This is a genomic window from Spongiibacter tropicus DSM 19543 (assembly GCF_000420325.1).
Lineage (GTDB): Bacteria > Pseudomonadota > Gammaproteobacteria > Pseudomonadales > Spongiibacteraceae > Spongiibacter > Spongiibacter tropicus.
Genome location: NZ_ATUS01000001.1, coordinates 1397962 through 1419779, shown reverse-complemented (window position 1 = coordinate 1419779; position 21818 = coordinate 1397962). Strand labels below are relative to the sequence as shown.

Annotated in this window: 21 protein-coding genes; 17 read left to right on the top strand and 4 right to left on the bottom strand. The window is 56.6% G+C overall.

Annotated elements, in window-relative coordinates; translation table 11 throughout:
* The first annotated feature begins 1 nt into the window (after position 1).
* From bioF to bioD, 3 genes are read left to right on the top strand one after another with little or no spacing between them, the layout of a single operon-like run.
* Entirely contained in the window at positions 2–1204 is a 1203-nt protein-coding gene (gene bioF, locus G411_RS0106665; protein WP_245542369.1) for an 8-amino-7-oxononanoate synthase, read from the top strand.
* Positions 1204–2796 carry a malonyl-ACP O-methyltransferase BioC gene (bioC, locus tag G411_RS21825; protein WP_022958403.1) on the top strand — a complete coding sequence of 531 codons (1593 nt, stop codon included), beginning with the start codon at positions 1204–1206 and terminating at the stop codon, positions 2794–2796. The genes bioF and bioC overlap by 1 nt, the downstream gene beginning before the upstream one ends.
* A complete protein-coding gene (gene bioD, locus G411_RS0106655) occupies positions 2796–3494 on the top strand; it encodes a dethiobiotin synthase (RefSeq protein WP_022958402.1) in 699 nt (232 codons plus the stop codon). Before bioC ends, bioD begins: the two co-directional genes overlap by 1 nt.
* Here the strand turns inward: bioD and G411_RS0106650 are convergent.
* Positions 3491–3895, bottom strand: coding sequence for a hypothetical protein (locus G411_RS0106650; RefSeq protein WP_022958401.1), 405 nt, complete (start codon positions 3893–3895; stop codon positions 3491–3493). The genes bioD and G411_RS0106650 overlap by 4 nt on opposite strands.
* Positions 3896–4140: 245 nt before the next feature.
* On the opposite strand from G411_RS0106650, the gene G411_RS0106645 reads away from it, so the two are divergent.
* The 3 genes from G411_RS0106645 (at position 4141) to G411_RS0106635 (ending at position 8168) form a co-directional block, all read left to right on the top strand.
* Positions 4141–5928: an acyl-CoA dehydrogenase C-terminal domain-containing protein gene (locus tag G411_RS0106645; protein WP_022958400.1), complete on the top strand. Its 1788-nt coding sequence runs from the start codon at positions 4141–4143 to the stop codon at positions 5926–5928.
* A 108-nt stretch (positions 5929–6036) separates the two neighbouring features.
* Positions 6037–7824, top strand: coding sequence for an acyl-CoA dehydrogenase C-terminal domain-containing protein (locus G411_RS0106640; RefSeq protein ID WP_022958399.1), 1788 nt, complete (start codon positions 6037–6039; stop codon positions 7822–7824).
* Positions 7825–7982: 158 nt separating this feature from the next.
* Positions 7983–8168, top strand: coding sequence for a DUF3094 family protein (locus G411_RS0106635; protein ID WP_022958398.1), 186 nt, complete (start codon positions 7983–7985; stop codon positions 8166–8168).
* A 56-nt stretch (positions 8169–8224) separates the two neighbouring features.
* On the opposite strand, the gene G411_RS0106630 is transcribed toward G411_RS0106635, so the two are convergent.
* Positions 8225–10012 carry an alpha/beta hydrolase gene (locus G411_RS0106630; protein ID WP_022958397.1) on the bottom strand — a complete coding sequence of 596 codons (1788 nt, stop codon included), beginning with the start codon at positions 10010–10012 and terminating at the stop codon, positions 8225–8227.
* Positions 10013–10191: 179 nt separating this feature from the next.
* Between G411_RS0106630 and G411_RS0106625 the strand changes: the two genes are divergently transcribed.
* From G411_RS0106625 to G411_RS0106615, 3 genes are read left to right on the top strand one after another with little or no spacing between them, the layout of a single operon-like run.
* Positions 10192–10677, top strand: coding sequence for a GNAT family N-acetyltransferase (locus tag G411_RS0106625; protein WP_022958396.1), 486 nt, complete (start codon positions 10192–10194; stop codon positions 10675–10677).
* A gap of 10 nt (positions 10678–10687) precedes the next feature.
* On the top strand, positions 10688–11407 hold the full coding sequence (gene cobB / locus G411_RS0106620; RefSeq protein WP_022958395.1) for a Sir2 family NAD+-dependent deacetylase: 720 nt from the start codon (positions 10688–10690) through the stop codon (positions 11405–11407).
* Between the two features lie 27 nt (positions 11408–11434).
* Entirely contained in the window at positions 11435–12217 is a 783-nt protein-coding gene (locus tag G411_RS0106615) for a PhzF family phenazine biosynthesis protein (protein ID WP_022958394.1), read from the top strand.
* Here the strand turns inward: G411_RS0106615 and G411_RS0106610 are convergent.
* Positions 12211–13092 carry an AraC family transcriptional regulator gene (locus G411_RS0106610; RefSeq protein ID WP_037508420.1) on the bottom strand — a complete coding sequence of 294 codons (882 nt, stop codon included), beginning with the start codon at positions 13090–13092 and terminating at the stop codon, positions 12211–12213. The two genes, G411_RS0106615 and G411_RS0106610, sit on opposite strands and share 7 nt — an antisense overlap.
* 157 nt (positions 13093–13249) lie before the next feature.
* Between G411_RS0106610 and G411_RS0106600 the strand changes: the two genes are divergently transcribed.
* The 5 genes from G411_RS0106600 (at position 13250) to mmsB (ending at position 18755) form a co-directional block, all read left to right on the top strand.
* Positions 13250–14689: an aldehyde dehydrogenase family protein gene (locus G411_RS0106600; RefSeq protein WP_028968214.1), complete on the top strand. Its 1440-nt coding sequence runs from the start codon at positions 13250–13252 to the stop codon at positions 14687–14689.
* 38 nt (positions 14690–14727) lie between these two features.
* Positions 14728–15888, top strand: coding sequence for an acyl-CoA dehydrogenase family protein (locus G411_RS0106595; protein ID WP_022958390.1), 1161 nt, complete (start codon positions 14728–14730; stop codon positions 15886–15888).
* Positions 15885–16673 carry an enoyl-CoA hydratase gene (locus tag G411_RS0106590; protein WP_022958389.1) on the top strand — a complete coding sequence of 263 codons (789 nt, stop codon included), beginning with the start codon at positions 15885–15887 and terminating at the stop codon, positions 16671–16673. The genes G411_RS0106595 and G411_RS0106590 overlap by 4 nt, the downstream gene beginning before the upstream one ends.
* Positions 16673–17791 carry an enoyl-CoA hydratase/isomerase family protein gene (locus G411_RS0106585; protein WP_022958388.1) on the top strand — a complete coding sequence of 373 codons (1119 nt, stop codon included), beginning with the start codon at positions 16673–16675 and terminating at the stop codon, positions 17789–17791. Before G411_RS0106590 ends, G411_RS0106585 begins: the two co-directional genes overlap by 1 nt.
* Positions 17792–17867: 76 nt before the next feature.
* Positions 17868–18755, top strand: coding sequence for a 3-hydroxyisobutyrate dehydrogenase (mmsB, locus tag G411_RS0106580; protein ID WP_022958387.1), 888 nt, complete (start codon positions 17868–17870; stop codon positions 18753–18755).
* 21 nt (positions 18756–18776) lie between these two features.
* On the opposite strand, the gene G411_RS0106575 is transcribed toward mmsB, so the two are convergent.
* Positions 18777–19739, bottom strand: a complete 963-nt coding sequence (locus tag G411_RS0106575; RefSeq protein ID WP_022958386.1) for an integron integrase — start codon at positions 19737–19739, stop codon at positions 18777–18779.
* 295 nt (positions 19740–20034) lie between these two features.
* Between G411_RS0106575 and G411_RS0106570 the strand changes: the two genes are divergently transcribed.
* From G411_RS0106570 to G411_RS0106565, 3 genes are all read left to right on the top strand, one after another.
* Positions 20035–20478 (top strand): hypothetical protein, encoded by a 444-nt coding sequence (locus G411_RS0106570; protein WP_022958385.1) that lies wholly within the window; start codon positions 20035–20037, stop codon positions 20476–20478.
* A gap of 525 nt (positions 20479–21003) precedes the next feature.
* Positions 21004–21210 (top strand): hypothetical protein, encoded by a 207-nt coding sequence (locus G411_RS22090; RefSeq protein ID WP_157581169.1) that lies wholly within the window; start codon positions 21004–21006, stop codon positions 21208–21210.
* Between the two features lie 123 nt (positions 21211–21333).
* Positions 21334–21795 (top strand): hypothetical protein, encoded by a 462-nt coding sequence (locus G411_RS0106565; RefSeq protein WP_022958384.1) that lies wholly within the window; start codon positions 21334–21336, stop codon positions 21793–21795.
* The last annotated feature ends 23 nt before the right edge of the window (positions 21796–21818 follow it).

The window sequence follows — 21818 nt, the reverse complement described above, 5'->3', positions numbered from 1 at the left end:
CGTGACGCGAGAATCCCGAGCGCAGCAGTTGCAGCGCCGTCTTGCCGAGCGTCGACAACAGTCACTTTACCGCCGTCGTCGCGAGCTGGCCTCGCCGCAGGGCGCCGTAATGACGCTGGATGGTCGGGAGCTGCTGCAATTTTGCAGCAATGACTATCTCGGCCATGCGAATCATCCCAAACTGATTGAGGCGATGCAGGCGTCGGCCAGTGCATTCGGCGTGGGCGGCGGCGCCTCCCACTTGGTCTGCGGGCATTCCAGCCTGCACCATGCGCTGGAACAAAGGCTGGCTGATGTCACTGGGCGCGATCGAGCACTGCTCTTTTCTACCGGCTATATGGCCAATCTTGGGGTGATTACCGCGCTGCTTGGTCGTGGCGATCACCTGCTGGAAGACCGGTTGAATCACGCTTCGCTGTTGGATGGTGGTCGTCTTTGTGATGCCAAAATGCAGCGGTTTCGCCACAGCGATCTCGATGATTTGAATGCGCGTATGCAGGCGCTGCCTGAGCGCGGCCAGCGGCTGATTGCCGTGGATGCGGTGTATAGCATGGATGGCGATATCGCCCCGCTGCCCGCCATGGCTGAACTTGCTGCCGACCACGATACCTGGTTGATGGCTGATGATGCACACGGTTTTGGTGTGTTGGGTGCCAGTGGCGCGGGTAGTGCAGAACACTTCAAGCTGGACCAGCAACAGCTGCCTATTTTGATGGGCACGCTAGGCAAGGCCATCGGCAGTTTCGGTGCTTTTGTTGCGGGGAGCGAGGAGCTTATCGAAACACTGGTTCAGTTCGCGCGGCCCTACATTTACACTACCGCCATGCCGCCCGCCGTCGCGGCGGCAACGCTCGCCTCCTTGGATTTACTCAGTGATGAGCGCTGGCGGCGTGAGCGACTCCACGCGCACATCCGCCAGTTTCGCGATGGCGCCGAGGCACTGAATTTGCCGCTGATGGATTCCGAGACCGCGATTCAGCCCCTATTGGTTGGCGATGACGCACTGGCCCTGCAGCTCAGTGCGGCGCTTGAAGAGCAGGGAATTCTGATTTCTGCTATTCGTCCACCAACCGTGCCGACTGGCACCGCGCGCCTGCGCATTACTCTCAGTGCGGCACACCACGGCGAGCAGATCGAGCAACTGTTGGAGACGCTGCAACAGGTATTTAGCCAGTATGCGCCGCAATTGCTGGAGCCGCGCTGATGTCCGCGCTGTTTCGTGAACGCCTGACGGCCGGCGGTGAGGCTGGCGAGCTGGTGCTGTTGCATGGCTGGGCCAGCGATAGCCGCATCTGGCAGCCGTTGTTGCCGCATTTACGCCAACATTTTCATCTGACTCTGATTGATTTGCCTGGCTTTGGGCGCAGCGCCGAGGCGTCGCTGGGCAGCGCGGCAAATCTCATCGAAGCACTGTTGCCTGTTCTTCCTGAAAAAGCCCTGTATATGGGGTGGTCGCTGGGCGGCATGATTGCCGCTGAGCTTGCGCATCGCCACCCCGAGCGGGTTGCCGGGCTGGTTAGCGTGGCCAGCAATGCGCGCTTTGTCGCCAGTGATGCTTGGCCTGCCGCCATGCCGGTCGAGACCTTCGAGGCTTTTTATCAGGAGGTGTGCGAGGCGCCGGACAAGGCGCTTCGGCGTTTCGTGGGGCTGCAATGTCAGGGTGATGCACAGGCGCGCGAGTTGCGTCGATCACTGCCCGAGTGTCAGGCGGATCCACAAGCGTTGCTTGGAGGCTTGGATTTACTGCGAACGCTGGATCAGCGGGAGCAGCTGTTATCCTGCCCTCGCCTGAATGTGCTGGGCGAGGGCGACGCATTGGTGCCCAGTGCGGTTGCCCCGCAGCTTCAGGGCGAAACGCGGGTATATGAAGGCGCGGGGCATTTACTGCTGCGTTCGCAGGCCGCGCGCCTCTGTGATGACGTATTGAATTTCTATCGGCAGCGGTTAGTCGACGTACTGCCCGCCGTCGGCGCGGACCGGCATTTTGAAAAGCAGGCGGTGGCGAAGTCGTTCTCGCGGGCAGCGGCGAGCTATGACCAGTCGGCGACGGTGCAGCGCCGGATAGCTGATCAACTATTCTCGCAGCTCAGTGATGTATCGCTGCCTCCCGGTGCGAGAGTAGTGGATTTGGGTTGCGGCACCGGCTATAGCCTGCCGATGCTGCGAGGTCAGTTTATGGGGGCGCAGTTGACCGCGGTGGATCTGGCTGAGGGTATGCTGGCGTACGCCCGCGACCATCATGGCGATGCCTGTCAGCAGTGGCTGGGCGGCGACGCTGAAAATCTGCCGCTGGCCGATGGCTGTGTCGACCTGCTGTTTTCCAGTTTATCCCTGCAGTGGTGTGAAGATGTGCAGGCGCTGTATGCGGAAATTGAGCGCGTGCTGGCACCGGGTGGCTGTGCGTTTATTGCCACGCTGGGCCCCGACACACTCTGGGAATTGCGGGCAGCCTGGCAGCAGGTCGACAGCTATGTACACGTCAACGACTTCATTCCCCGTCAGCGGGTTGAGCAGGCGATTGCCTCTGCCGGCTTACAGTGTGAGTGGGTGTCGGGTGAAGAGTGTTTGTACTATGACGACCTGCGCAGCTTGACCCGTGACCTTAAACAATTGGGTGTCAGCAATGTTAACCACGGCCGGCCGCAGGGCTTGTCCAGTCGGCGTCGCCTGCTGGCGTTGCAGACAGCCTATGAGGGCTTCCGTCAGCCAGAGGGTCTGCCGACTAGCTATCAGGTCTGGTATCTGCGCTTGGAAAAAGCACCACATTCATCCCGTGAACTTCAGGAGAATCTCTAATGGCCAGGGCTGCCCGCTTTTTTGTTACTGGCACCGATACCGATGCTGGGAAAACGCTTGTGGCTTGTGGCTTGTTGGCGGCGGCGTCGGCTCAAGGGCTGCGCACGCTGGCGCTGAAGCCGGTCGCGGCGGGGGCGGAGAAACGCAGCGGCGAGCTGCGCAACGATGATGCCTTGAACTTGATGGCGGCGATGAGCGAAAAACTCAGTTACGCACAGGTGAATCCGGTGGTATTCGAAGAAGCTATCGCCCCGCATATTGCTGCTGATCACGAAGGGCGTCGCCTCACCGCTGCGCAACTGGCCGGTTACTGCCGAGGCAGCATGATGCACCCGGCGGACTTTCTTTTGGTCGAAGGTGCCGGTGGCTGGCGGGTGCCTCTCAATCACCGGGAAACGCTGGCTGCGCTTGCAGTGGAACTGAACCTGCCGGTGATTCTGGTGGTGGGGATGAAGCTGGGCTGCATCAGTCACGCCCTGTTAACGGCCGACGCGATTCGCGCAGATGGCTTGTCGTTGGCCGGTTGGGTGGCCAATCGTGTTGATCCCGATATGGCCTGCTTTGAAGAAAATCTTGCGACGTTGCAGGGGATGTTACCTGCGCCCTGTCTTGGGGTGGTCCCGCATTTGGGGGCGGGGCCCATCGCGTCGGATGTTGCCAGCTACCTTGACCTTTCCGCGCTGCTAACTGTCAGCTAGCGACGCTGCTCCAAAAGCGCTTGCTGACACCGCGCAAGTGCCTCTTCCCTGTCGTCCGCGCTGAAGTAGCGGGCACCGATTGATTCGAACATCTCGTCCACCGTCTGGATTTGCAGCGTATTGGAAAAAATATAGCTGTGAACGACGCATCCTTGGTCGCTTGTCCAGCGCGCCAGGCGGTTCAGCAGCACGGGGACGTCGGGCGTATGCAGCTCGTACTGGCTCAAGTCGATAATGCGGCACCATCGACTTGGCACCGAGGGCAACTGACTGATGAAGTTGCGCATGCCGGTGCAATATTCCATGGCGGCTTCCTTATTCCAGCAGCCCAGAGGTTCGGCAAGGATAATGCCCTCTCGGGGGTAGTAGAGGCTGTGCTCACCGTGGGGGCGAAAGTTCATGATTCCTGAGATGTCGTCGATGGGGGCTACTAGGCTACTGAGGCGCAGCGGTCAGCGACAGTCCGTATATGCCCCTAAATGGTGCTTCGCAACGTCTCGCGTGCATTAAAGTGTGACGCTGATTGGCCCAAATGACGACCTTTTTGATCGTTTCGGCCTTGCGCAACGTAGATAAATCGCTATAGTTGTCACCGTCAACATTGCTGCGACCCTGTCTTACGCAGCGAGCAACGTGAGGTTTCATCATGCCGCAATACAAAGCGCCAATCCGCGATATTAATTTTGTACTGAAAAATGTACTCAAAGCCGATGAGCATTTTGCGAGCCTGGTTGGCCGCGAAGAGGTCAGCGAAGACCTGCTGGATGCGATCATTGCCGAGGGTGCTAAATTTTCCGAGAACGTCCTGTCTCCGCTGAATCAGATCGGTGACCAGGAAGGTTGTGTCTGGTCTGAAGAGGGCGTGAAAACCCCGACAGGCTTTAAAGAAGCTTATGAGCAGTTCGCCGAAGGTGGCTGGCCGTCGATGACCGCCGATGCCAAGTTTGGCGGCCAGGGCTTGCCCAATTCGCTGGGACTGGTTGTGACTGAAATGGTCAGCACCTCCTGCTGGGCTTGGGGTATGTATACCGGCTTGTCGCAATCTGCGGCGCGTCTGCTGGAAAACTATGCCTGCGAAGAGCTGCAAAACATTTATCTGCCCAAGATGACCGATGGCACCTGGGGCGGCACTATGTGCCTGACTGAGCCGCACTGCGGTTCTGATCTGGGCATTCTGCGCACCAAAGCCGAGAACAACGGCGACGGTAGCTACAAAGTCACCGGCACCAAGATCTTCATTTCCGGCGGCGAGCACGACATGATGGAAAACATCATTCATCTCGTGCTGGCTCGCGTCGAAGGTGCCCCGGCTGGCACAAAAGGTATTTCCCTGTTCCTGGTGCCGAAGTTCCTCCCCGATGCCGATAACAACGTCGGCGAGCGCAACGGCGTAAGCTGCGGTAGCATCGAGCACAAGATGGGGATTAAAGCGTCCGCAACCTGTGTGATGAACTTTGATGGTGCCACCGGCTTCCTGGTCGGCGAGGAAAACCGCGGCCTGCAGGCTATGTTCCACATGATGAACTCTGCTCGCCTTGGTACTGCGTTGCAGGGCCTTGCTGGCTCAGAAGCTTCCTTCCAGGGTGCGCTTGAATACGCTCGTGAGCGTCTGCAAATGCGTTCGCTGAGTGGTCCGAAAAACCCTGACGGCCCGGCTGATCCGCTGATCGTGCACCCCGACGTGCGCCGTATGCTGTTGACTCAGAAAGCATTGGCTGAGGGTAGCCGCGCGTTTATTTACTGGGTCGCGCAACTGGTTGACAGCTTCTACTTCGGCGCAGACGAGCAGGCTCGCAAAGACGCGGAAGAACTTTCTGAACTGCTGACGCCGATTGCCAAGGCCTTTGTTACTGAAACCGGACTGGAAGCGGCGAACTACGGTATGCAGGTATACGGTGGTCACGGTTACATCGCGGAGTGGGGCATGGAGCAGATCGTTCGCGACCTGCGTATCTCTACGCTGTATGAAGGTACCACCGGTATTCAGGCGTTGGATCTGCTGGGGCGGAAAGTCATGGGTACGGGTGGCAAGCAGTTGATGCTGTTCACCAAAATTATCCATAAATTCTGTCAGTCGGAGTCAGAGCGTCCCGAAATGGCCGAGTTTGTTGGTAAACTTGCCGAACTCAACAAAGAGTGGGGCGAAGTCACCGCCAAGCTGGGTGAGAAAGCCATGCAAAATCCCGACGAAGTCGGTGCTGCATCGGTCGATTACCTGATGTATTCCGGCTATATCTCGCTGGCATACATGTGGGCGCGGATGGCCGCAGTCGCTCTGGACGGCGATGCCGACGACGAGTTCCTGAAGGCGAAGCTGCACACAGCGCGCTTCTACTTCCAGCGTCTGTTGCCGCGTACAGAGTCTCATAAATTGTCAATGCTCAATGGCGCTGACAGCTTGATGGCAATGCCCGCAGAGGCATTTGCTTTCTAACAAAAACAGAGAATTTGGTCCCAAACGAGCAGCGCCCGCCTTCCGGTGGGCGTTTGTCTATGTTTATGGAAAGCGACCCATGTCGCGATACATTGTGGAGAATTCGACATGCCCGAATATAAAGCGCCGCTGCGTGATATGCAGTTTGTCCTGCACGAAGTTTTTAAGGCTGAGCAGCTCTGGCAGAGCCTGCCCGGCACGGAAGAAGTTAACCGCGAACTGGCGGACGCTATTCTTGAGGAAAGCGCCAAGATCAACGAGAACCTGATCGCGCCACTGAGTCAAAGCGGCCACGAAGAAGGCGTGAAGTGGGATGACGGTGTTGTCACTACTCCCAAGGGTTATCCTGAAGCCTTTAAACAGCTGGCAGAAGGGGGCTGGGGAGGCCTGTCTGGCGAGCCTGATTACGGCGGCCAGAATATGCCCAAAATGCTGGTGCTGTTGTTCGAGGAAATGCTCTACTCCTCCAACATCGCGATGGGCCTGTACCTGACGCTGACTTCCGGTGCGGCATTGGCTATTGATAGTCATGCCAGCGACGAGCTGAAAGAAAAATACCTGCCAAACATGTACAGCGGCCAGTGGGCGGGCGCCATGTGTCTGACTGAGAGCCATGCGGGTACCGATCTCGGTATGATTCGCACCAAGGCCGAGCCACAGGCTGATGGCACGTACAAAATCACCGGCACCAAAATCTTCATCACTGGCGGTGATCACGACTTGACTGAGAACGTGATTCATCTGGTGTTGGCAAAGCTGCCGGATGCCCCCGCAGGTTCGAAAGGCATCTCTCTGTTCCTTGTGCCCAAGGTTAAAGTTAATGATGACGGCAGCCTTGGTGAGCGCAACGGCGTGAACTGCGGCAGCATCGAGCACAAGATGGGCATCAATGCGTCAGCAACCTGTGTAATGAACTTCGACGGCGCTGAAGGCTATCTGGTGGGTGAGATCAATCGCGGCCTGCAAGGCATGTTCACCATGATGAACTACGAGCGCCTGTCCGTGGGTATTCAGGGGCTGAGTGCGGCGCAGACGGCGTATCAGTGGTCTTGCGAATACGCCCGCGAGCGTCTTCAAAGCCGTGCGCCCACGGGGCCGACCAACCCCAATGGTGCCGCTGATCCCATTATTGTTCACCCTGATGTACGTCGCATGCTGCTGACTCAAAAGGCGCTGGTCGAAGCCGGTCGGGCTTTCGCGGTCTACGTAGGCAAGCAACTAGACCTGTCCAAGTTCGGAGAAGGCGAGGACAAAGTCCGCGCTGCAGGTATGGTGGAACTGCTGACGCCTATTGCCAAAGCGTTCCTGACTGACAAGGGCTTTGAAGGTACGGTGCTGGGCCAGCAGTGCTACGGTGGCCACGGCTATGTGCGCGAGTGGGGGATGGAGCAGCTGGTACGTGACGTTCGTATCGCCCAGATCTACGAAGGCACTAACGGCATTCAGGCTATGGACCTGATGGGACGTAAAGTGGCGGCCAACGGCGCGAAGAACCTGAGCGTGCTGCTGGACGAAATTCGTGCGTTCAGCGCTGATGCTGCCTCCGTTGCCGGTATGGACGAATTCCTGGCACCGCTGAATGACGCGGTAGATAACCTGGAGTCGCTGACTCGCTTCGTGATGGAAAGCGTTGCCAATGATCCCAACGCCATCGGTGCGGCGGCAAACGACTACCTGCATGTGATGGGCTTTACGCTGTATAGCTACATGTGGGCGATGCAGTGCCGCACAGTACTTAGTGGTGAGAGCCAGCAGGGTGAGGACTTCAACAAAGCCAAATTGCAGACTGCCCGTTTCTTTGCGCAACGTCTGTTGCCGCAAACTCAGGCCCTGAGTGCGGCGATTCGCAGTGGCAGCGATGCCATGATGGATCTGGCGGAAGAGGCCTTCGCGTAAGTCGAGCACACCCGATCGGATACCGCCGGAACTTGCCGGGCGGTATCTGGCCTTAAAGGCGGCATCCTGTGATAATGGGGCCGCCTTTTTTTGTGCCCGCGCCGACGTGCGCGGCGATCTTAACCCGGTCTGTAGACCGACTTCCGAGCGGTAGCCCCATGGAAAACGAACATAACAAACTGTATCCGGAAGACCAGGCGAAAGTTGATGAGTTTCTGAAGGCTGGTTATAACGACGTTGAGCGCAAGCCGTTCAAGCCGCTGAAGCTACTCGGCTTTCTGCTCTTGTCTGTCACCTCAATGACTGTGCTCAGCCTTGTGCTGGCGACCTTTGTTCTGGATTGATGGCGGGCGTATAGGAAAGAGCGGGGCGGGACTCAGTCCGCACCCCGCCAGTGCTGCTAAGGCTGGCTATGCAGCGGCAGTTGCACGGTACCGGCAAGGGTGACGGGCAGTGGAGCTTGCACCAGCCCCCCGAGGTACAGGTAGTAGGGGTGAATGCCGTAGATCACCAGCCCCAGTTCGTCACCCGCTTGAATATCTTCGCTTACCCCATTCAGTTCAATCATCTGGCTGCCTGTGCCGCGCAGCGGGCGCACCTGGTCGTTCACCAGATGAACATCACCGCCTTCTCGACGCCTGCCTATCCCGACAAACAGCAAGTTGTCGTCTCCATTTCCGCCTTCCAGTAGTAGATTGGCAGTGGGAACGCCGGCAATCAGGCCATCGTTGGTGGCGGTGGTTGAGGGAATAAACTGGCCTGACGCGACAAGCTTGCTCAACAACTCAGATGGAATCACATTGACGATTTCATCTAGGTAATCGGCAATGGCCATCGGGTCCTGAAATCCGCTTAGCACGCCGGTCAAGATGGTTTCCAGTTCTCCGGGAAGCTGAGCAAGAATTTCCAGCAGGGTGCTTAACGGCAGGTTTTGCAGCAGACTGATGATGTAGTTGGCGCCGCCCGGCACCACCGTACTAACCGGGACTAACGCTGTCTGGCCGCCAATAGTCACCTCATTCAGGGTCACACCACGCTGTGAGTCCGCGTGGCTAAAGCAGACGTCTGGCAGCGCCTGCTGGGATTCGCCCATCAGCTTGTTTGCCAAAAAGCCCAGCGCGAGTGCGGTCGTGTCAAACTGTTGCTCGCCGCAGTACAGCGTGCTGTCTGTGCCGAACAGCAGCATGTCGCCCGCTTGCTGCAGCGCAGGAAGAATATGGCCATCGCGCTGGACAAACAGATGGGCCTCAAGGCCCTTGGCCTTCCAGCACTCGTAGTTTTCTACGGCTTCATTCACGTTGAACAGAATATCGTTGGCCCCCTGAATAAACAGGGCGTCGGCATTGGATAGCGTGCGGCCGTCTTCGCGATCGTTCAGGCAGAATGACAGGGGGCTGTGTCCGGCCAGTCGGTCCACCACGGCTGGGTCGATTTCACCCGTACTGTTGGCTTGCAGCAGTGCCTGGTAAAACTCGGTTTCCATGTTGCCGAATGAGGCAATGCCGAGCACGTCCAGCCAACTGGTTTTGGGTGTGCTGCTGGGGTAAAGGCTGAAAGGAAGATTGCTCCATGTGGCGAGGGGGACCAGCGCATCGAAACGCTTGTCGACGCTGGAGCAGACGGTTTGGAAGCCGCCGCCATAAGACAGCCCCACCGAGCCGATGACCGGATCGCTGCCCTCGTACTTCAGGTTGGGTAAGTTAATCTCTGCCCAGTCGATGATGCGCGAGATGTTGGCGCAGTCGAGGTCCGGGTCCATGACGGTGATCTGTCCAGTGCTGTCGCCAAAACCCCGCTGGTCAAAGCTGATCACGTAGTAGCCCTTGTCCAGCCACGCCTGGCGCGCGACATCACCGGAGACATCGGCGGTGGTAAAGTTTTCCAGTGGACCGGGATTTTCGAGATTCTTCGCCCGCGAAAGACCGAAGCCATGGCCGTGAATAATCAAAGGTACGGCGCGGCCTGTCGGGTTTTCCGGGGTATAGGCCGTAAACGCAATGGTCTCGCCATCATCGGCGGGAATGGATTGGTCGGCAAAGGTCTTTGACTCGGCGACACCGCCGCCACCATTGCCACCGTTGCCGTTATCCGAACTGCTGGAGCTGGAAGAACTGCTGCCGCAGGCGGCGATGCTAGCCGCCAGTGCTGCGACAATGATGCCGCGGGACCAAAGGGAGTTGGAATGCATGGGAACGTGTCCATCTTGTTTGTGTTATTGCACAAAAGTATAGGGCTGAGTATTCGTGTTAGGAAGGGGTAATCCGCCAAATATTGCCTTTTCTTCGTCGAATGTGATGCATTTGTTATCATTCTGAGCACTAAGTTTCAGCTTGACTGAAACGCCGTTAAGACATCATTGGTGTGCCCATGCTGACCACGCTCTGCCGCCGCGCAGACTACCGAAATGACATCGACCGATTGGCTGTTCTGTCGCTCATGGATTGTTACGCAAACGATCCTATGGGAGGCGCCGAGCCATTATCTGCCGACGTTCGCGAGCGTCTGTGTGATGCGCTGGCTGAGCATCCTGGTGCGCTTAGCATCATTGCCTGGCAGGGCGATCGCGCTGTCGGTCTGATCAATACCTTTCTCGGATTTTCTACGTTCAAGGCCAGGCCGCTAATGAATATTCACGATGTGATCGTGCGACCCGAGAATCGCCGTCAGGGGATTGCAGCGCTGATGCTTGATGCCGTGGCGAGCGAAGCGCGACAGCAGGGCTGCTGCAAGCTTACGCTGGAGGTGTTGGAAGGCAATCGCGCGGCGAGGCAGCGTTATCTGGACAGCGGCTTTGTCGACTATCAATTGAAACCGGAGTTCGGTGTTGCCCGGTTTATGGAAAAAGCCTTGTAGGAGTTCGTCCGTGTCCGCGCTTGCCGCAAAACGCATCGTAATTCTCACCGGGGCCGGTATCTCGGCAGAGTCCGGTATTAAAACCTTCCGTGCCGCTGACGGCCTGTGGGAGGAGCACCGAATAGAGGACGTCGCCACGCCGGAGGGCTTTGCCGCGAATCCCGAGAGGGTGCAGCGCTTTTACAACGGGCGCCGGCGGCAGTTGTTGTCTGATGCCGTTAAGGTGAACCCGGCCCATATCGCGCTGGCCGAACTGGAGAAACGCTTTGACGGTGAGTGTTTGCTGGTTACGCAAAATATCGATGACCTGCATGAGCGGGCAGGCTCCGATGATCCCATACACATGCATGGCGAGTTGCTGAAAATGCACTGTACTCGAAGCGGCGAGGTTTTCGAGATTCACGGCGATATTCACGCCGAGCTCAGTTGTGCCTGTTGTGGAAAAACCGGAACGCTGCGTCCCCACGTCGTGTGGTTCGGGGAAATGCCTTTGCAGATGCCGTGCATTGAGGCGGCGCTGAGCCAGTGCGATCTGTTTATCGCCGTTGGCACCTCGGGCAATGTTTACCCGGCAGCAGGCTTTGTTCAGCTTGCTCGCCATGCAGGGGCACACAGTATTGAGGTCAATCTTGAAGCCTCATCCCAACACAGCTACTTTGATGAGCATCGTCACGGCCTCGCCAGTGAGGTGTTGCCCCGGTTGTGTGAGGAGATTCTGGCGTCGTCGTAGCGGCCTTCCAGGCGAGAGGGAGTCACCATGAAAAGCTTTATTGTCGATGCATTTTGCAGCCAGCCCTTTACCGGCAATCCAGCGGCAGTCGTACTGCAAAGTCGTGCCCTGGATGATACGGATATGCAGCGCATTGCCGCAGAATTCAATCTCTCGGAAACGGCGTTCCTCCAACCACTGGACAGTGCGGGTGAGCACTGGTCGCTGCGCTGGTTTACCCCGCTGGCCGAGGTCAATCTATGCGGGCACGCGACTCTGGCGGCCGCCCATGCCCTTTGGGACCAGTGCCAGATTGATGCGAGTTGTCTGCGCTTTGATACACGCAGCGGGGAATTGCAAGTGAGTCGCTGTGGCGAGTTGCTAAGTATGAATTTTCCCCGCTGTCCTACCGCGGAGCAGCCGCTATCTGCGTGGGCAGAAAGCCTTGGCCTCCCTGCCCTTGCTGCGGCGGTGGCGGGCGAAGACCTGCTGCTGGAACTGAAAGACGAGCTCGCTGTACGCGCTTATTTGCCCGATATGGCGGCGATTGCGGCGCTGCCCTGTCGCGGTCTGATTGTCACCGCGGCGGGTGAGTCGGTCGATGTGGTATCGCGCTTTTTCGCCCCATCTGTCGGGATTAATGAAGACCCGGTAACCGGTTCGGCGCACTGTGCCTTGGCGGATTATTGGTCGGGCAAGCTCGGTAAGTCTCAACTCAGCGCCGAGCAGTTGTCGTCGCGCGGTGGCCAGCTATGGCTGGCGTTGCAGGACGACCGGGTCGAACTGCGCGGTCGCGCGCATACCGTACTCAGCGGCGACCTGCATTACTGAGGCGCTAGCAGCGCGCCGCGATGATGGCGGTAGCGGCTGGGCGCCAGTCCGACGACCTTCTTGAACTGCCGGGAAAAATAATACACGTCATCGTAGCCCAGTGCGGAGGACACCTCTTTGACAGACATGGTGGTGCTGTCCAGCAAATAGCAGGCGCGCTGCACCTTCATATGGATAAAGTACTGGATGGGCGATTGTCCGCTCCAGGCTTTAAACTTCTTGATGAAGTGATATTTCGACACATTCACACTGGCCGCCAGTGCGTCCAGGCGGAGCTGTCCGTGAATATGTTCCTGCATGGTGGCGCGGACCCGTGCCCAGTCAAGATTGCCGTGATCACTCTGCCCTTGTCGTGCGAGCAGTGCGATGTAGCTCAATAACGCCTGTAGCTGATGGCAGCCCTGAATAAACTCCGCCAGTTGGTAGGCGCCGCGTCTAAGTTCCGACAGCCCGTCGAAAACACGCACCACCCTGGCTTGTACGCCGATGTGAAAACGCGGTGAACTCAGGCCGCAATGCTGACACAGTGTTTCGGCGAGCCTGCCGTTGAAGTGCAGCCAGTAGATCGTCCAGGGGTGTTTCCTGTCTGCTTCATAGCGGTGAGCAATCCCCTTGGGCAGCAGGATCAAATCGCCGCTGCGAATGCGGTAGTGGCGCTCTCCGCACTCCAGTTGCCCGGCGCCGTCAACGCAATAAATCATCAGATAATTGTCGTGCTGTGGACGCGCCATGCGATGGCCCTGAGCGCGGGGGTAGTAGCCCATTGCGAGCGGATAAAGGGCCTCGCTCAGGGGGTGTTTACCCAGTTGTTTGGCCAGCCAGCCGGGGGTGAGAAAACGAACCCCATCCGCAGGCAGCGGCCAGTCAGAGGTCATTGCCACGGCATTTCTCTCTCGGCGATGCGTTATTAGTATTCCGCAATATCGTCCATCATATCGGCAAGATAAGCAATCCAGCCGCGTGTCAGCATGTGGTCATATGGCCTGCTGTTATCCATTGCCCGGTGCCGGGCCGAAGAACGAGGACGGTTTTATGGCTACTCATATAAGAGATCAACGCAATGAGGCCGTGCAGCTGACAGCGATGATGGCGCGTGCTCGCGCCGCTCAAAAACAGATAGAAAACTACTCGCAAGAGCGGGTCGATGCGCTGATTACCGCGATGGTATGGGCTGTCGTCAAACCTGAGATGGCCGAGGAGATCGCTCGTTTTGCGGTGGAAGAAACCCAGCTCGGCAACTTCGAAGGTAAGTATCTGAAAATCTTCAGCAAGACGCGGGCAACCCTGTTCGACATTATCAACGACAAGTCGGTGGGGGTGATTGAAGAGGATCATGAGCGCAATATCGTCAAAATCGCCAAGCCCGTTGGCGTGATCGGTGCGCTGGCACCTTGCACGAATCCGGAGGCCACGCCGGTGATCAAGGCCATGTTCGCCCTCAAAGGACGCAACGCGATTATCATCGCGCCTCACCCTCGTTCGAAGCTGACAAACACGCTTATCTGCGACCGGATGCGTGCCGCCCTGCGAGAATTCGGTGCGCCGGAAGATTTGGTGATCGCCATTGAGCAGCCGACCCTGGAGTTGACCAATGAGCTGATGAAGCAGTGCGACCGCATTCTGGCGACGGGGGGCGCGGCGATGGTCAAGTCGGCGTATGCCAGTGGCACGCCAGCCCTGGGCGTCGGTGCAGGAAATGCGGTGATCGTGGTTGATGACACGGCTGATCTTGGTGAGGCCGCTGAGAAAATCCGCCTTTCCAAAACGCTGGATCTGGCCGCGTCGTGCTCGTCAGACAACGCCGTCATTGCGCTGGAGTCGGTAGCGGATAGCCTGCTGGAAAAACTTCAGACGGAGGGCGGCTATCTCTGCAATGAAGATGAAAAACGGCGCCTGCAAAACAGCATTTGGGAAGATGGTCATTTGAATGCGCAGATTGTTGCGCAGCCTGCCTCGGTACTGGCGGCCTTGGCGCAGATTAATCTGCCGGATGGGAAAACATTTTTTATCGTGCCTGAACACGGCGCGGGGGCGGACTATCCGTTTTCCGGTGAAAAAATGTCGGTGGTCATGGCGTTCTACCGTGAAGCCACACTGGACGCCGCCATCGCAAAAACCAACGCCATTCAGGCCTATCAGGGGCAGGGGCACTCCTGTGGGATCTATTCCCGCGATAATGACAATATTCTGCGTTTTGCTGCCAAGACGTATACGTCACGAGTCATGGTCAATCAGCCCCAGGCACCCTCAAACAGTGGTAATGTGTGGAACGGCATGCGCCAGACCTTTTCGCTCGGTTGCGGAAGCTGGGGCGGCAACGCCACTAACAACAATATTAGCTGGCAGGATCTGGTCAATGTGACGTGGGTGTCCAAGCCTCTTGCTGAACCCAAGCAGTTGCCCGCCGACGAGCTGCTGTTTGCTTCGGCCATTGCAGCGGAGCAGCGTCGAGCGCTGCAGTCACACGCGTAATAATCTGCGATCCAGCAGCTGTTAATTCGGTACGGTCGATGAACTTTGAATTAAACGACGAACAGCAGGCCTACGCGAGCAGCGCCCGGCAGTTTGCCGACGGTGTATTCAAGCCCAATGCGGCGCGTTGGGATGCCGAGCATATCTTTCCTAAAGACGCACTGCGCCAGGCCGGTGAACTGGGCTTTATGGGCATGTACACCCCCGAACCGGCGGGTGGCCTCGGGCTGAGTCGGCTCGACACCAGCGTGATCGTGGAAGAGCTGGCAAGAGGCTGCACCTCTACCGCGGCCTTTTTGACCATCCACAATATGGCGACCAGCATGATCGGCCACTACGGTCAGCCTGCATTGATCGAAGCGCAGTGTCCCGGTTTGGTTGCCGGTGAGCGGCTGGCGTCATATTGCTTAACGGAACCGGGCGCGGGGTCGGATGCCGGTAATCTGCGCAGCAGCGCCAAGCGCGATGGCGACCACTACATCGTCAACGGCAGCAAAATGTTTATTTCCGGAGCGGGTTCCACTGATCTGCTGGTGGTAATGCTGCGCACGGGCGATGCTGGCCCGAAAGGGATTACCGCCTTTGCGATTCCCGCCGACAGCGAGGGCATCAGCTACGGCAAGCCGGAAGAAAAAATGGGCTGGAACAGCCAGCCAACGGCCACGGTCACCTTCGACAATGTACGGGTACCGGTCGGCAACCGTCTGGGCGAAGAAGGGCAAGGCTTTAAAATTGCCATGCAAGGTCTGGATGGCGGTCGCATCAATATCGCTACCTGCTCCATTGGCACCGCGCAGGCGGCGCTGGAAACCGCCACCGCCTACGTGAAAGAGCGAGAGCAGTTCGGGCAGGCGATTGCCGACTTTCAAAACACCCAATTCAAGCTGGCCGACATGGCCACCAAACTGGTTGCCGCCCGGCAAATGGTGCGATTGGCGGCTTTCAAACTCGATACCGGGCACCCCGAAGCCAGCTCCTATTGCGCCATGGCCAAACGCTTCGCCACCGATGTGGGGTTTGAGGTGTGCAACGACGCGCTGCAATTGCATGGCGGCTACGGCTACATCCGCGAATACCCGCTGGAGCGCCACCTGCGCGACAGCCGCGTGCACCAAATACTGGAAGGCACCAACGAAATCATGCGGGTAATCATTGCCCGCCGCTTATTAATGGAAGGCGCACTGGAGGTGATCAAATGAGCACGAGCCCCACTGAAAAACTGTTGTTGGACATCTGCGAGCACACCGCTGTGATCACCATCAACAACCCGCCCGCCAATACCTGGGATGCCGAATCCCTGATTGGCCTGCGTCAGATCGTTAGTGAGCTGAATGCCAATCGCGATATCTATGCGCTGGTGATTACCGGCAGCGGCGATAAATTTTTTTCCGCAGGCGCCGACCTGAAGATGTTCGCCAGCGGCGACAAGGCCGTGGCGCAGGATATCGGCCTGAAGTTTGGTCAGGCCTTTGAAGCGTTGGCGGATTTTCGCGGCGTATCGATTGCGGCGGTTAACGGCTTTGCCATGGGCGGCGGGCTGGAGTGCGCCATGGCCTGCGATATTCGCATTGTTGAGCGCCAGGCCAAACTCGCCCTGCCGGAAGCCAAGGTTGGTCTGTTGCCCTGCGCGGGCGGCACTCAGCGGCTTACCGCGCTGGTCGGTCCCGGCTGGGCCAAGCGCATGATCCTCTGCGGCGAGCGCATCGATGCCGAAACCGCTCAGCGTATCGGACTGGCAGAAGAGGTGGTCGATTCCGGTGAAGCGAAATCAGCGGCCATGAATTTAGCGGCGTCGGTAGCCGCCCAGAGTCCGGTAGCGGTAAGCTTCTGCAAGGAGCTGATTCATGAAGCCCGCGATGCGGTGATGCCAAAAGGTCTGATCCTGGAGCGCGAGCGCTTCATTCAGTTGTTCGACACCGCTGACCAGAAAGAGGGTGTGAACGCCTTTCTGGAAAAACGCCAACCGGAGTGGAAAAACGCGTAATGAGCATAACGACGCAGGATGTCCTGTTTGAAGAACGCAGTACGGCCAGTGGTCAGAAGCTGGGCATTATCACCCTCAATATTGAGAAAACCCTCAACTCGCTGAACCTCGACATGGTTGAGGCCATGCTAGCCACCGTGCAGGACTGGCGCGAACGCAGCGATATTGCCTGCCTGTTCATCACTGCTGCTGGTGAAAAAGCGTTCTGTGCCGGTGGCGACGTACAGGCGCTATACCGCTCCGCGACCGAACAACCCGGCGGCCCTTGCGACTACGCCGAACGCTTTTTTGAACTGGAATACCGGCTCGATTACGCACTCCAGCAATTCGGTAAGCCCGTTGTGGTGTGGGGCCACGGCATTGTAATGGGCGGCGGCCTGGGAATTTTTGCAGCGGGCAGCTACCGTGTCGTCACCGAAAAATCCCGTCTCGCCATGCCCGAAATCACCATTGGTCTGTACCCCGACGTGGGTGGCAGCTACTTCCTCAATCGCATGCCGGGCAGTAACGGCCGCTTCCTGGCGCTGACCGGCGCCTCGTTCAATGCTACCGACGCGCTGTATCTCGGTCTGGCGGAAGGCTTCATTGAACACCGCCTGCGCGACGACGTATTAACGGCTATGAGCGAGGAGCTGTGGTCAACCAGTGTGGGCGACAATCACGAGCGCTTGATGGAGTTGATGCGCAAGTTCGTGCAGGCCAGCGCTGATGCGCGTCCGGCGGGACAGGTTGAAGCCGCCAGCGCCGAAATAGAGCGGGCTTGTCAGGGCGTCGACCTCGACATTATCGAGCACATCTGCGCGCTGCAAAGCAACAATCCCTGGCTGCAAAAAGCGTCGGCGACGCTGGCCGCAGGCTCGCCGCTCAGTGCCCGTTTGATCCTTGAACAGCTGCGCCGAACCCAGCGCTTGCCGCTTCGCGAGGTGTTCCGCGCCGAGCTGACGCTGTCGACAAATATCGTGCGTGGCAGTGACTTCGCCGAGGGCGTACGCGCATTGCTGATCGACAAAGATAAAAATCCCCAGTGGCGCCACAATAGCGCTGCGGCGGTTGGTGAGTATGAAGTGGGTGCTTACTTTGAGTCGCCCTGGCCTGAACACCCACTCCGGGATTTATAAGCGAACCCAATAATAATCGCGAACGGCGTTCATATCGCCACCAAGACGCCGCCTCGGCGGCGTGAAGGAGAACCGCATGAGCAATATCGCCTTTATTGGCCTGGGCAATATGGGTGGCCCCATGGCCGCCAACCTGATGACTGCTGGCCATAGCCTTACCGTCTTCGACCTTTCAGAGGCGGCCATGCAAGCGCTGGCTGAAAAGGGGGCGCGTTGCGCCAGTTCAGCCTTGGAGGCGATAGAGGGCGCAGAGGTGATTCTCAGTATGCTGCCCGCAGGTAAACATGTGGCGGGTCTGTATCTCGGGGAAAACGGCCTTATCGCCAAGGCGGCGAAAGGCACTCTTATCCTGGATTGCAGCACCATCGATGCCGAAACGGCGCGTCAGGTGGGGGCCGCCGCCGAAGCCGCCGGGTTGGACATGCTCGATGCGCCGGTTTCTGGCGGGGTGAAAGCCGCGCAGGCCGGAACCCTGGCCTTTATGTGCGGTGGCAGCGAAGCGGGATTCATGCGGGCAGAAAAAATCCTGTCGGGGATGGGCAAGAAAATCTTCCACGCTGGCGATCACGGCGCCGGACAAATCGCTAAAATGTGCAACAACATGCTCCTGGCCGTCCATATGATCGGCACTGCCGAAGCGCTGCAACTGGGTATGAACAACGGCCTCGATGCGGGTGTGTTGTCCGAAATTATGAAAAACAGCTCAGGTGACAACTGGTCCCTTCAAAACTACAACCCGGTGCCGGGTGTCATGCCCGGTACGCCCGCCAGTAACGGCTACCAGCCCGGCTTCATGGCCCAGCTCATGCTCAAAGATCTCGGCCTGGCCATGGAAAACAGCCTTAAAACCCAAAGTGCTGTACCCATGGGTGCGCTGGCGCGCAGCCTCTACGCCAGCTTTGCCGGTAAGGGCAACAGCCAGCGCGACTTCTCCGCCATTATTGAAATGATGCAGGGTGAATAAGCGGGGTAGTGATAAGAGGGGCTAGTGCCTGAGTTGATCCAGCGGGCTCATCGAGCCCGCATAGTGACGCCCTAAAACGTGGGTGTAAATCTGCGTTGTGCTCAAATCGTTATGGCCAAGTAATTCCTGAATCGTTCTGATGTCACTGCCCGACGCCAGCATGTGGGTGGCAAAGGAATGGCGGAACGTATGACAATTTACTCGCTTGCGCGTAATCCCCGCCCGCAGTACGGCGGGCTTCAAAAACTTCCTGACGACCGTGTCGTGCAAATGATGGCGACAGAGCTGGCCTGTGACGGGGTGATCACAGAGCGTTGAGGCGGGAAACAAAAATGCCCAAGCATCATTGCGATAAGCGTCGGGATACTTTCTGGAAAGCGCATAAGGCAGCGAGCAACCGATACCGGAAATGTTGTCCTCGCGCTGCTGGCGAATGCCCGCCTGTATTGCCGATGCCAGCGTATAACACAATGTATCGGCTAGAAGTGTCTGCCTATCTTTATTGCCCTTACCGTCGTGAATCGTAATGGCGCGATTATCAAGGTCAATATCCTTAACTCGAAGCCTCAAGCACTCTGTCACTCTCAGACCGCTGCCATAGAGTAACTCGATAATAAGCCGATTCCGGCCTTCCAGCTGCGCCAGAATTCGCGACACCTCATCCGGCGTCAGTACCGAGGGTAATGATCGTTGCTTGTTTGCGAGTTTAAATCCCAAGTCACCCAGTGGCTGATTCAACACCTTGTGGTACATAAACGCCAACGCATTCAGGGCAACTTTTTGAGTGTTAACGGCTACATGTTGATCATTGGCAAGCATCGACAGAAACCGTGAAACTTCATCCTTGCCAGCGTCCTTGGGATGGCGCTTGTCGATGAAGTAGATGAACTTCCGTTTCCAGTACAGGTACGTTTTCTCTGTGCGCAAACTATAGCCGCGAAAGCGCATTTCCCGTCGCAGCGACTCGATAAAGGGACTGGGCATAAAACGACATCCAATGTCAAAATTTACTGGTTATTTATACAGTATATTTTTTGGGCGTCAAGATTTATGCTCGTTTTTAAGGAATAGAGTGCGCGTTTATTCAGAATAAATAATACAAAACGCAAGAAAAACAGCCACATAGGGACAATGAGGCAAGACATATGAGACCCCCTCTCCAAGATATATGCGCACGCTCGGTTTCTCGGGTGGGTTTTCTTGGTCATTGTAAAATTTCTTCAAGATTTTTAGCGGCTTGCGTGGTATTTATCGAAATTCCCGTCAGGGCAAACCGAGCGTGCTTGTTATTAAAATGTTACAAGGCATGAGCATGCAAAAGTTTAGGTGGTTTTTTATCGTTCTATCGTTTTGGCAAGGATCTGCCGGGGCAACCGATATTTTGTACCCCAAGATAGCGGCTGAGTTTAAATTGAGCTTAAAAGAAGCTATCGATTTTGGGTTTATTCCGAGTATCGAGCCCGATGTGGCGAACCTCCCGCCAAACAACTTTGTAATCAATTATACGAAGGCACAAAACAAGTGCGCTGTACTTCTCGCAAACATAAAGCCATTCGTAAATGGAGAATATATAGCTTCTTTTTTGATGACAAAGTATGAGTACAAGGGTGATGCGTATCTTGGGGCAAGTATCAATCTCGATATAGTGGATTCTGTGGATATAGAATTTTTCTGTGAAGCCAACAAAAAATATAGGGTAGAAATTGAAATTAAAGCCTTGTAACAAGTACCGGCAGTCGGACAGCCAAAACTCCGCGCCTTTTGTGCTGCTCGCTAGCGCTCAAACATTAGCACAAAAGGCGCTCCATTTTGCCTCCCGCTGCGGTAGGCGTTATGCAGTCAGTTGAATTGAACATCAAGTTAGCCGCTGGAGTCCTGGCTGTTTGCCTAGCTATCGGTGCGCTTACATATTTACAGTATGAGTCCGGCACCGGTAGAAAAATATATCTTGAGGGCGAAGTGGTTTCTTACACCAGGCATTCTTCCGGTAAGTCCGCTGCTGATCCTGCATTCTATGTTCGATTGCCCAGTGGAGTTCAAGTATTCGTGAGAGATTGGGGTCAACTTCCTAATACATACCGGGGTCGGGTAGTTTTGTCAGTGCAAGAGGGTACGGTAAGTGGTAGAAATATCTACAGTATTGATGCAGCTCGCACTAAAGAACTGCATAACAAGTAAAGGCAGCCGACGCATAAATGCGCGCGGCTGCTTTAGGCGTTAGAGCTAAAAATAGAATCGAGAGTATTTAATGTTCAAACAAATATGGAAAGGTTGGACGGTAGCGGTTTCTGTGGTCTTTACACCTCTATTCTTAATCGCGGCTTTAGTTCAGCCAGATGTCCCTGGTAATATGCTTTTGGCTGTTCCATTAGTCCCCGTCATTGCTGCCGGTCAAGGTGTTTTAATCGGGGCTGCTGTTTGTTTTGGTCTCAAAATATTGGCGATTAAAAAATAGTATGGGCGCTACTAGCTCTAACAAGCAGCAGCACGTTAGCCCGGCAAGAAGCGCCGGGCCGGACGGCCTACATTGCGCTTCGCTTAATTTCGGCCGCCCGTGTGCTGGGCGTTATGTGAATCTATGAATATCGAGAGTACGGTCAAGGCAACGCTAATTGCGCCATGGGCATCATTACTCGTGGTTGTGTTTGCTTTTGGTGGCTACCTTCTCGAAATTGAGCTTGATCATTTCCAGCAAATGTTGTCGCAAATACCTGGGCTGCTGTTCGTTCTTGCAATGTTTGTCTTTGGCTTTGTAGGCACTTCGTATTTGTTGGTTGTAGTTTGCGGCGTTCCAATTCACCTGGTTCTGCACAAACTAAATATTACGCACTGGTCAGCTTATATTCTGCTAGGGGTAAGTATCGGTTTGGTTTACCAGTACATTCAATTAATAGGTAGCTCCATGCCAAGGCAGCTCCAAGAAACAGGCTACATCACGTATGCTGCATCATCATTGCTAGTGGCATTGGCATTTTGGTATATCGCCGTAAAATCACATAACAAACAAAGGCAGCATCGCCCTTCGGGCTGGACGCGCTAACGCGCGCCGCTGCTTTGGGCGTT

What these genes read in the sequence shown, in the direction of transcription:
- G411_RS0106585 (WP_022958388.1), top strand. Translation starts at nt 16,673, where the DNA reads ATGAGCATAACGACGCAGGATGTCCTGTTTGAAGAACGCAGTACGGCC.
- G411_RS0106565 (WP_022958384.1), top strand. Translation starts at nt 21,334, where the DNA reads ATGAATATCGAGAGTACGGTCAAGGCAACGCTAATTGCGCCATGGGCA.
- G411_RS0106615 (WP_022958394.1), top strand. Translation starts at nt 11,435, where the DNA reads ATGAAAAGCTTTATTGTCGATGCATTTTGCAGCCAGCCCTTTACCGGC.
- G411_RS0106645 (WP_022958400.1), top strand. Translation starts at nt 4,141, where the DNA reads ATGCCGCAATACAAAGCGCCAATCCGCGATATTAATTTTGTACTGAAA.
- bioC (WP_022958403.1), top strand. Translation starts at nt 1,204, where the DNA reads ATGTCCGCGCTGTTTCGTGAACGCCTGACGGCCGGCGGTGAGGCTGGC.
- G411_RS22090 (WP_157581169.1), top strand. Translation starts at nt 21,004, where the DNA reads ATGTTCAAACAAATATGGAAAGGTTGGACGGTAGCGGTTTCTGTGGTC.
- G411_RS0106610 (WP_037508420.1), bottom strand. Translation starts at nt 13,092, where the DNA reads ATGACCTCTGACTGGCCGCTGCCTGCGGATGGGGTTCGTTTTCTCACC.
- G411_RS0106595 (WP_022958390.1), top strand. Translation starts at nt 14,728, where the DNA reads ATGAACTTTGAATTAAACGACGAACAGCAGGCCTACGCGAGCAGCGCC.
- G411_RS0106590 (WP_022958389.1), top strand. Translation starts at nt 15,885, where the DNA reads ATGAGCACGAGCCCCACTGAAAAACTGTTGTTGGACATCTGCGAGCAC.
- G411_RS0106640 (WP_022958399.1), top strand. Translation starts at nt 6,037, where the DNA reads ATGCCCGAATATAAAGCGCCGCTGCGTGATATGCAGTTTGTCCTGCAC.
- bioD (WP_022958402.1), top strand. Translation starts at nt 2,796, where the DNA reads ATGGCCAGGGCTGCCCGCTTTTTTGTTACTGGCACCGATACCGATGCT.
- G411_RS0106650 (WP_022958401.1), bottom strand. Translation starts at nt 3,895, where the DNA reads ATGAACTTTCGCCCCCACGGTGAGCACAGCCTCTACTACCCCCGAGAG.
- G411_RS0106575 (WP_022958386.1), bottom strand. Translation starts at nt 19,739, where the DNA reads ATGCCCAGTCCCTTTATCGAGTCGCTGCGACGGGAAATGCGCTTTCGC.
- G411_RS0106600 (WP_028968214.1), top strand. Translation starts at nt 13,250, where the DNA reads ATGGCTACTCATATAAGAGATCAACGCAATGAGGCCGTGCAGCTGACA.
- G411_RS0106630 (WP_022958397.1), bottom strand. Translation starts at nt 10,012, where the DNA reads ATGCATTCCAACTCCCTTTGGTCCCGCGGCATCATTGTCGCAGCACTG.
- G411_RS0106625 (WP_022958396.1), top strand. Translation starts at nt 10,192, where the DNA reads ATGCTGACCACGCTCTGCCGCCGCGCAGACTACCGAAATGACATCGAC.
- mmsB (WP_022958387.1), top strand. Translation starts at nt 17,868, where the DNA reads ATGAGCAATATCGCCTTTATTGGCCTGGGCAATATGGGTGGCCCCATG.
- G411_RS0106635 (WP_022958398.1), top strand. Translation starts at nt 7,983, where the DNA reads ATGGAAAACGAACATAACAAACTGTATCCGGAAGACCAGGCGAAAGTT.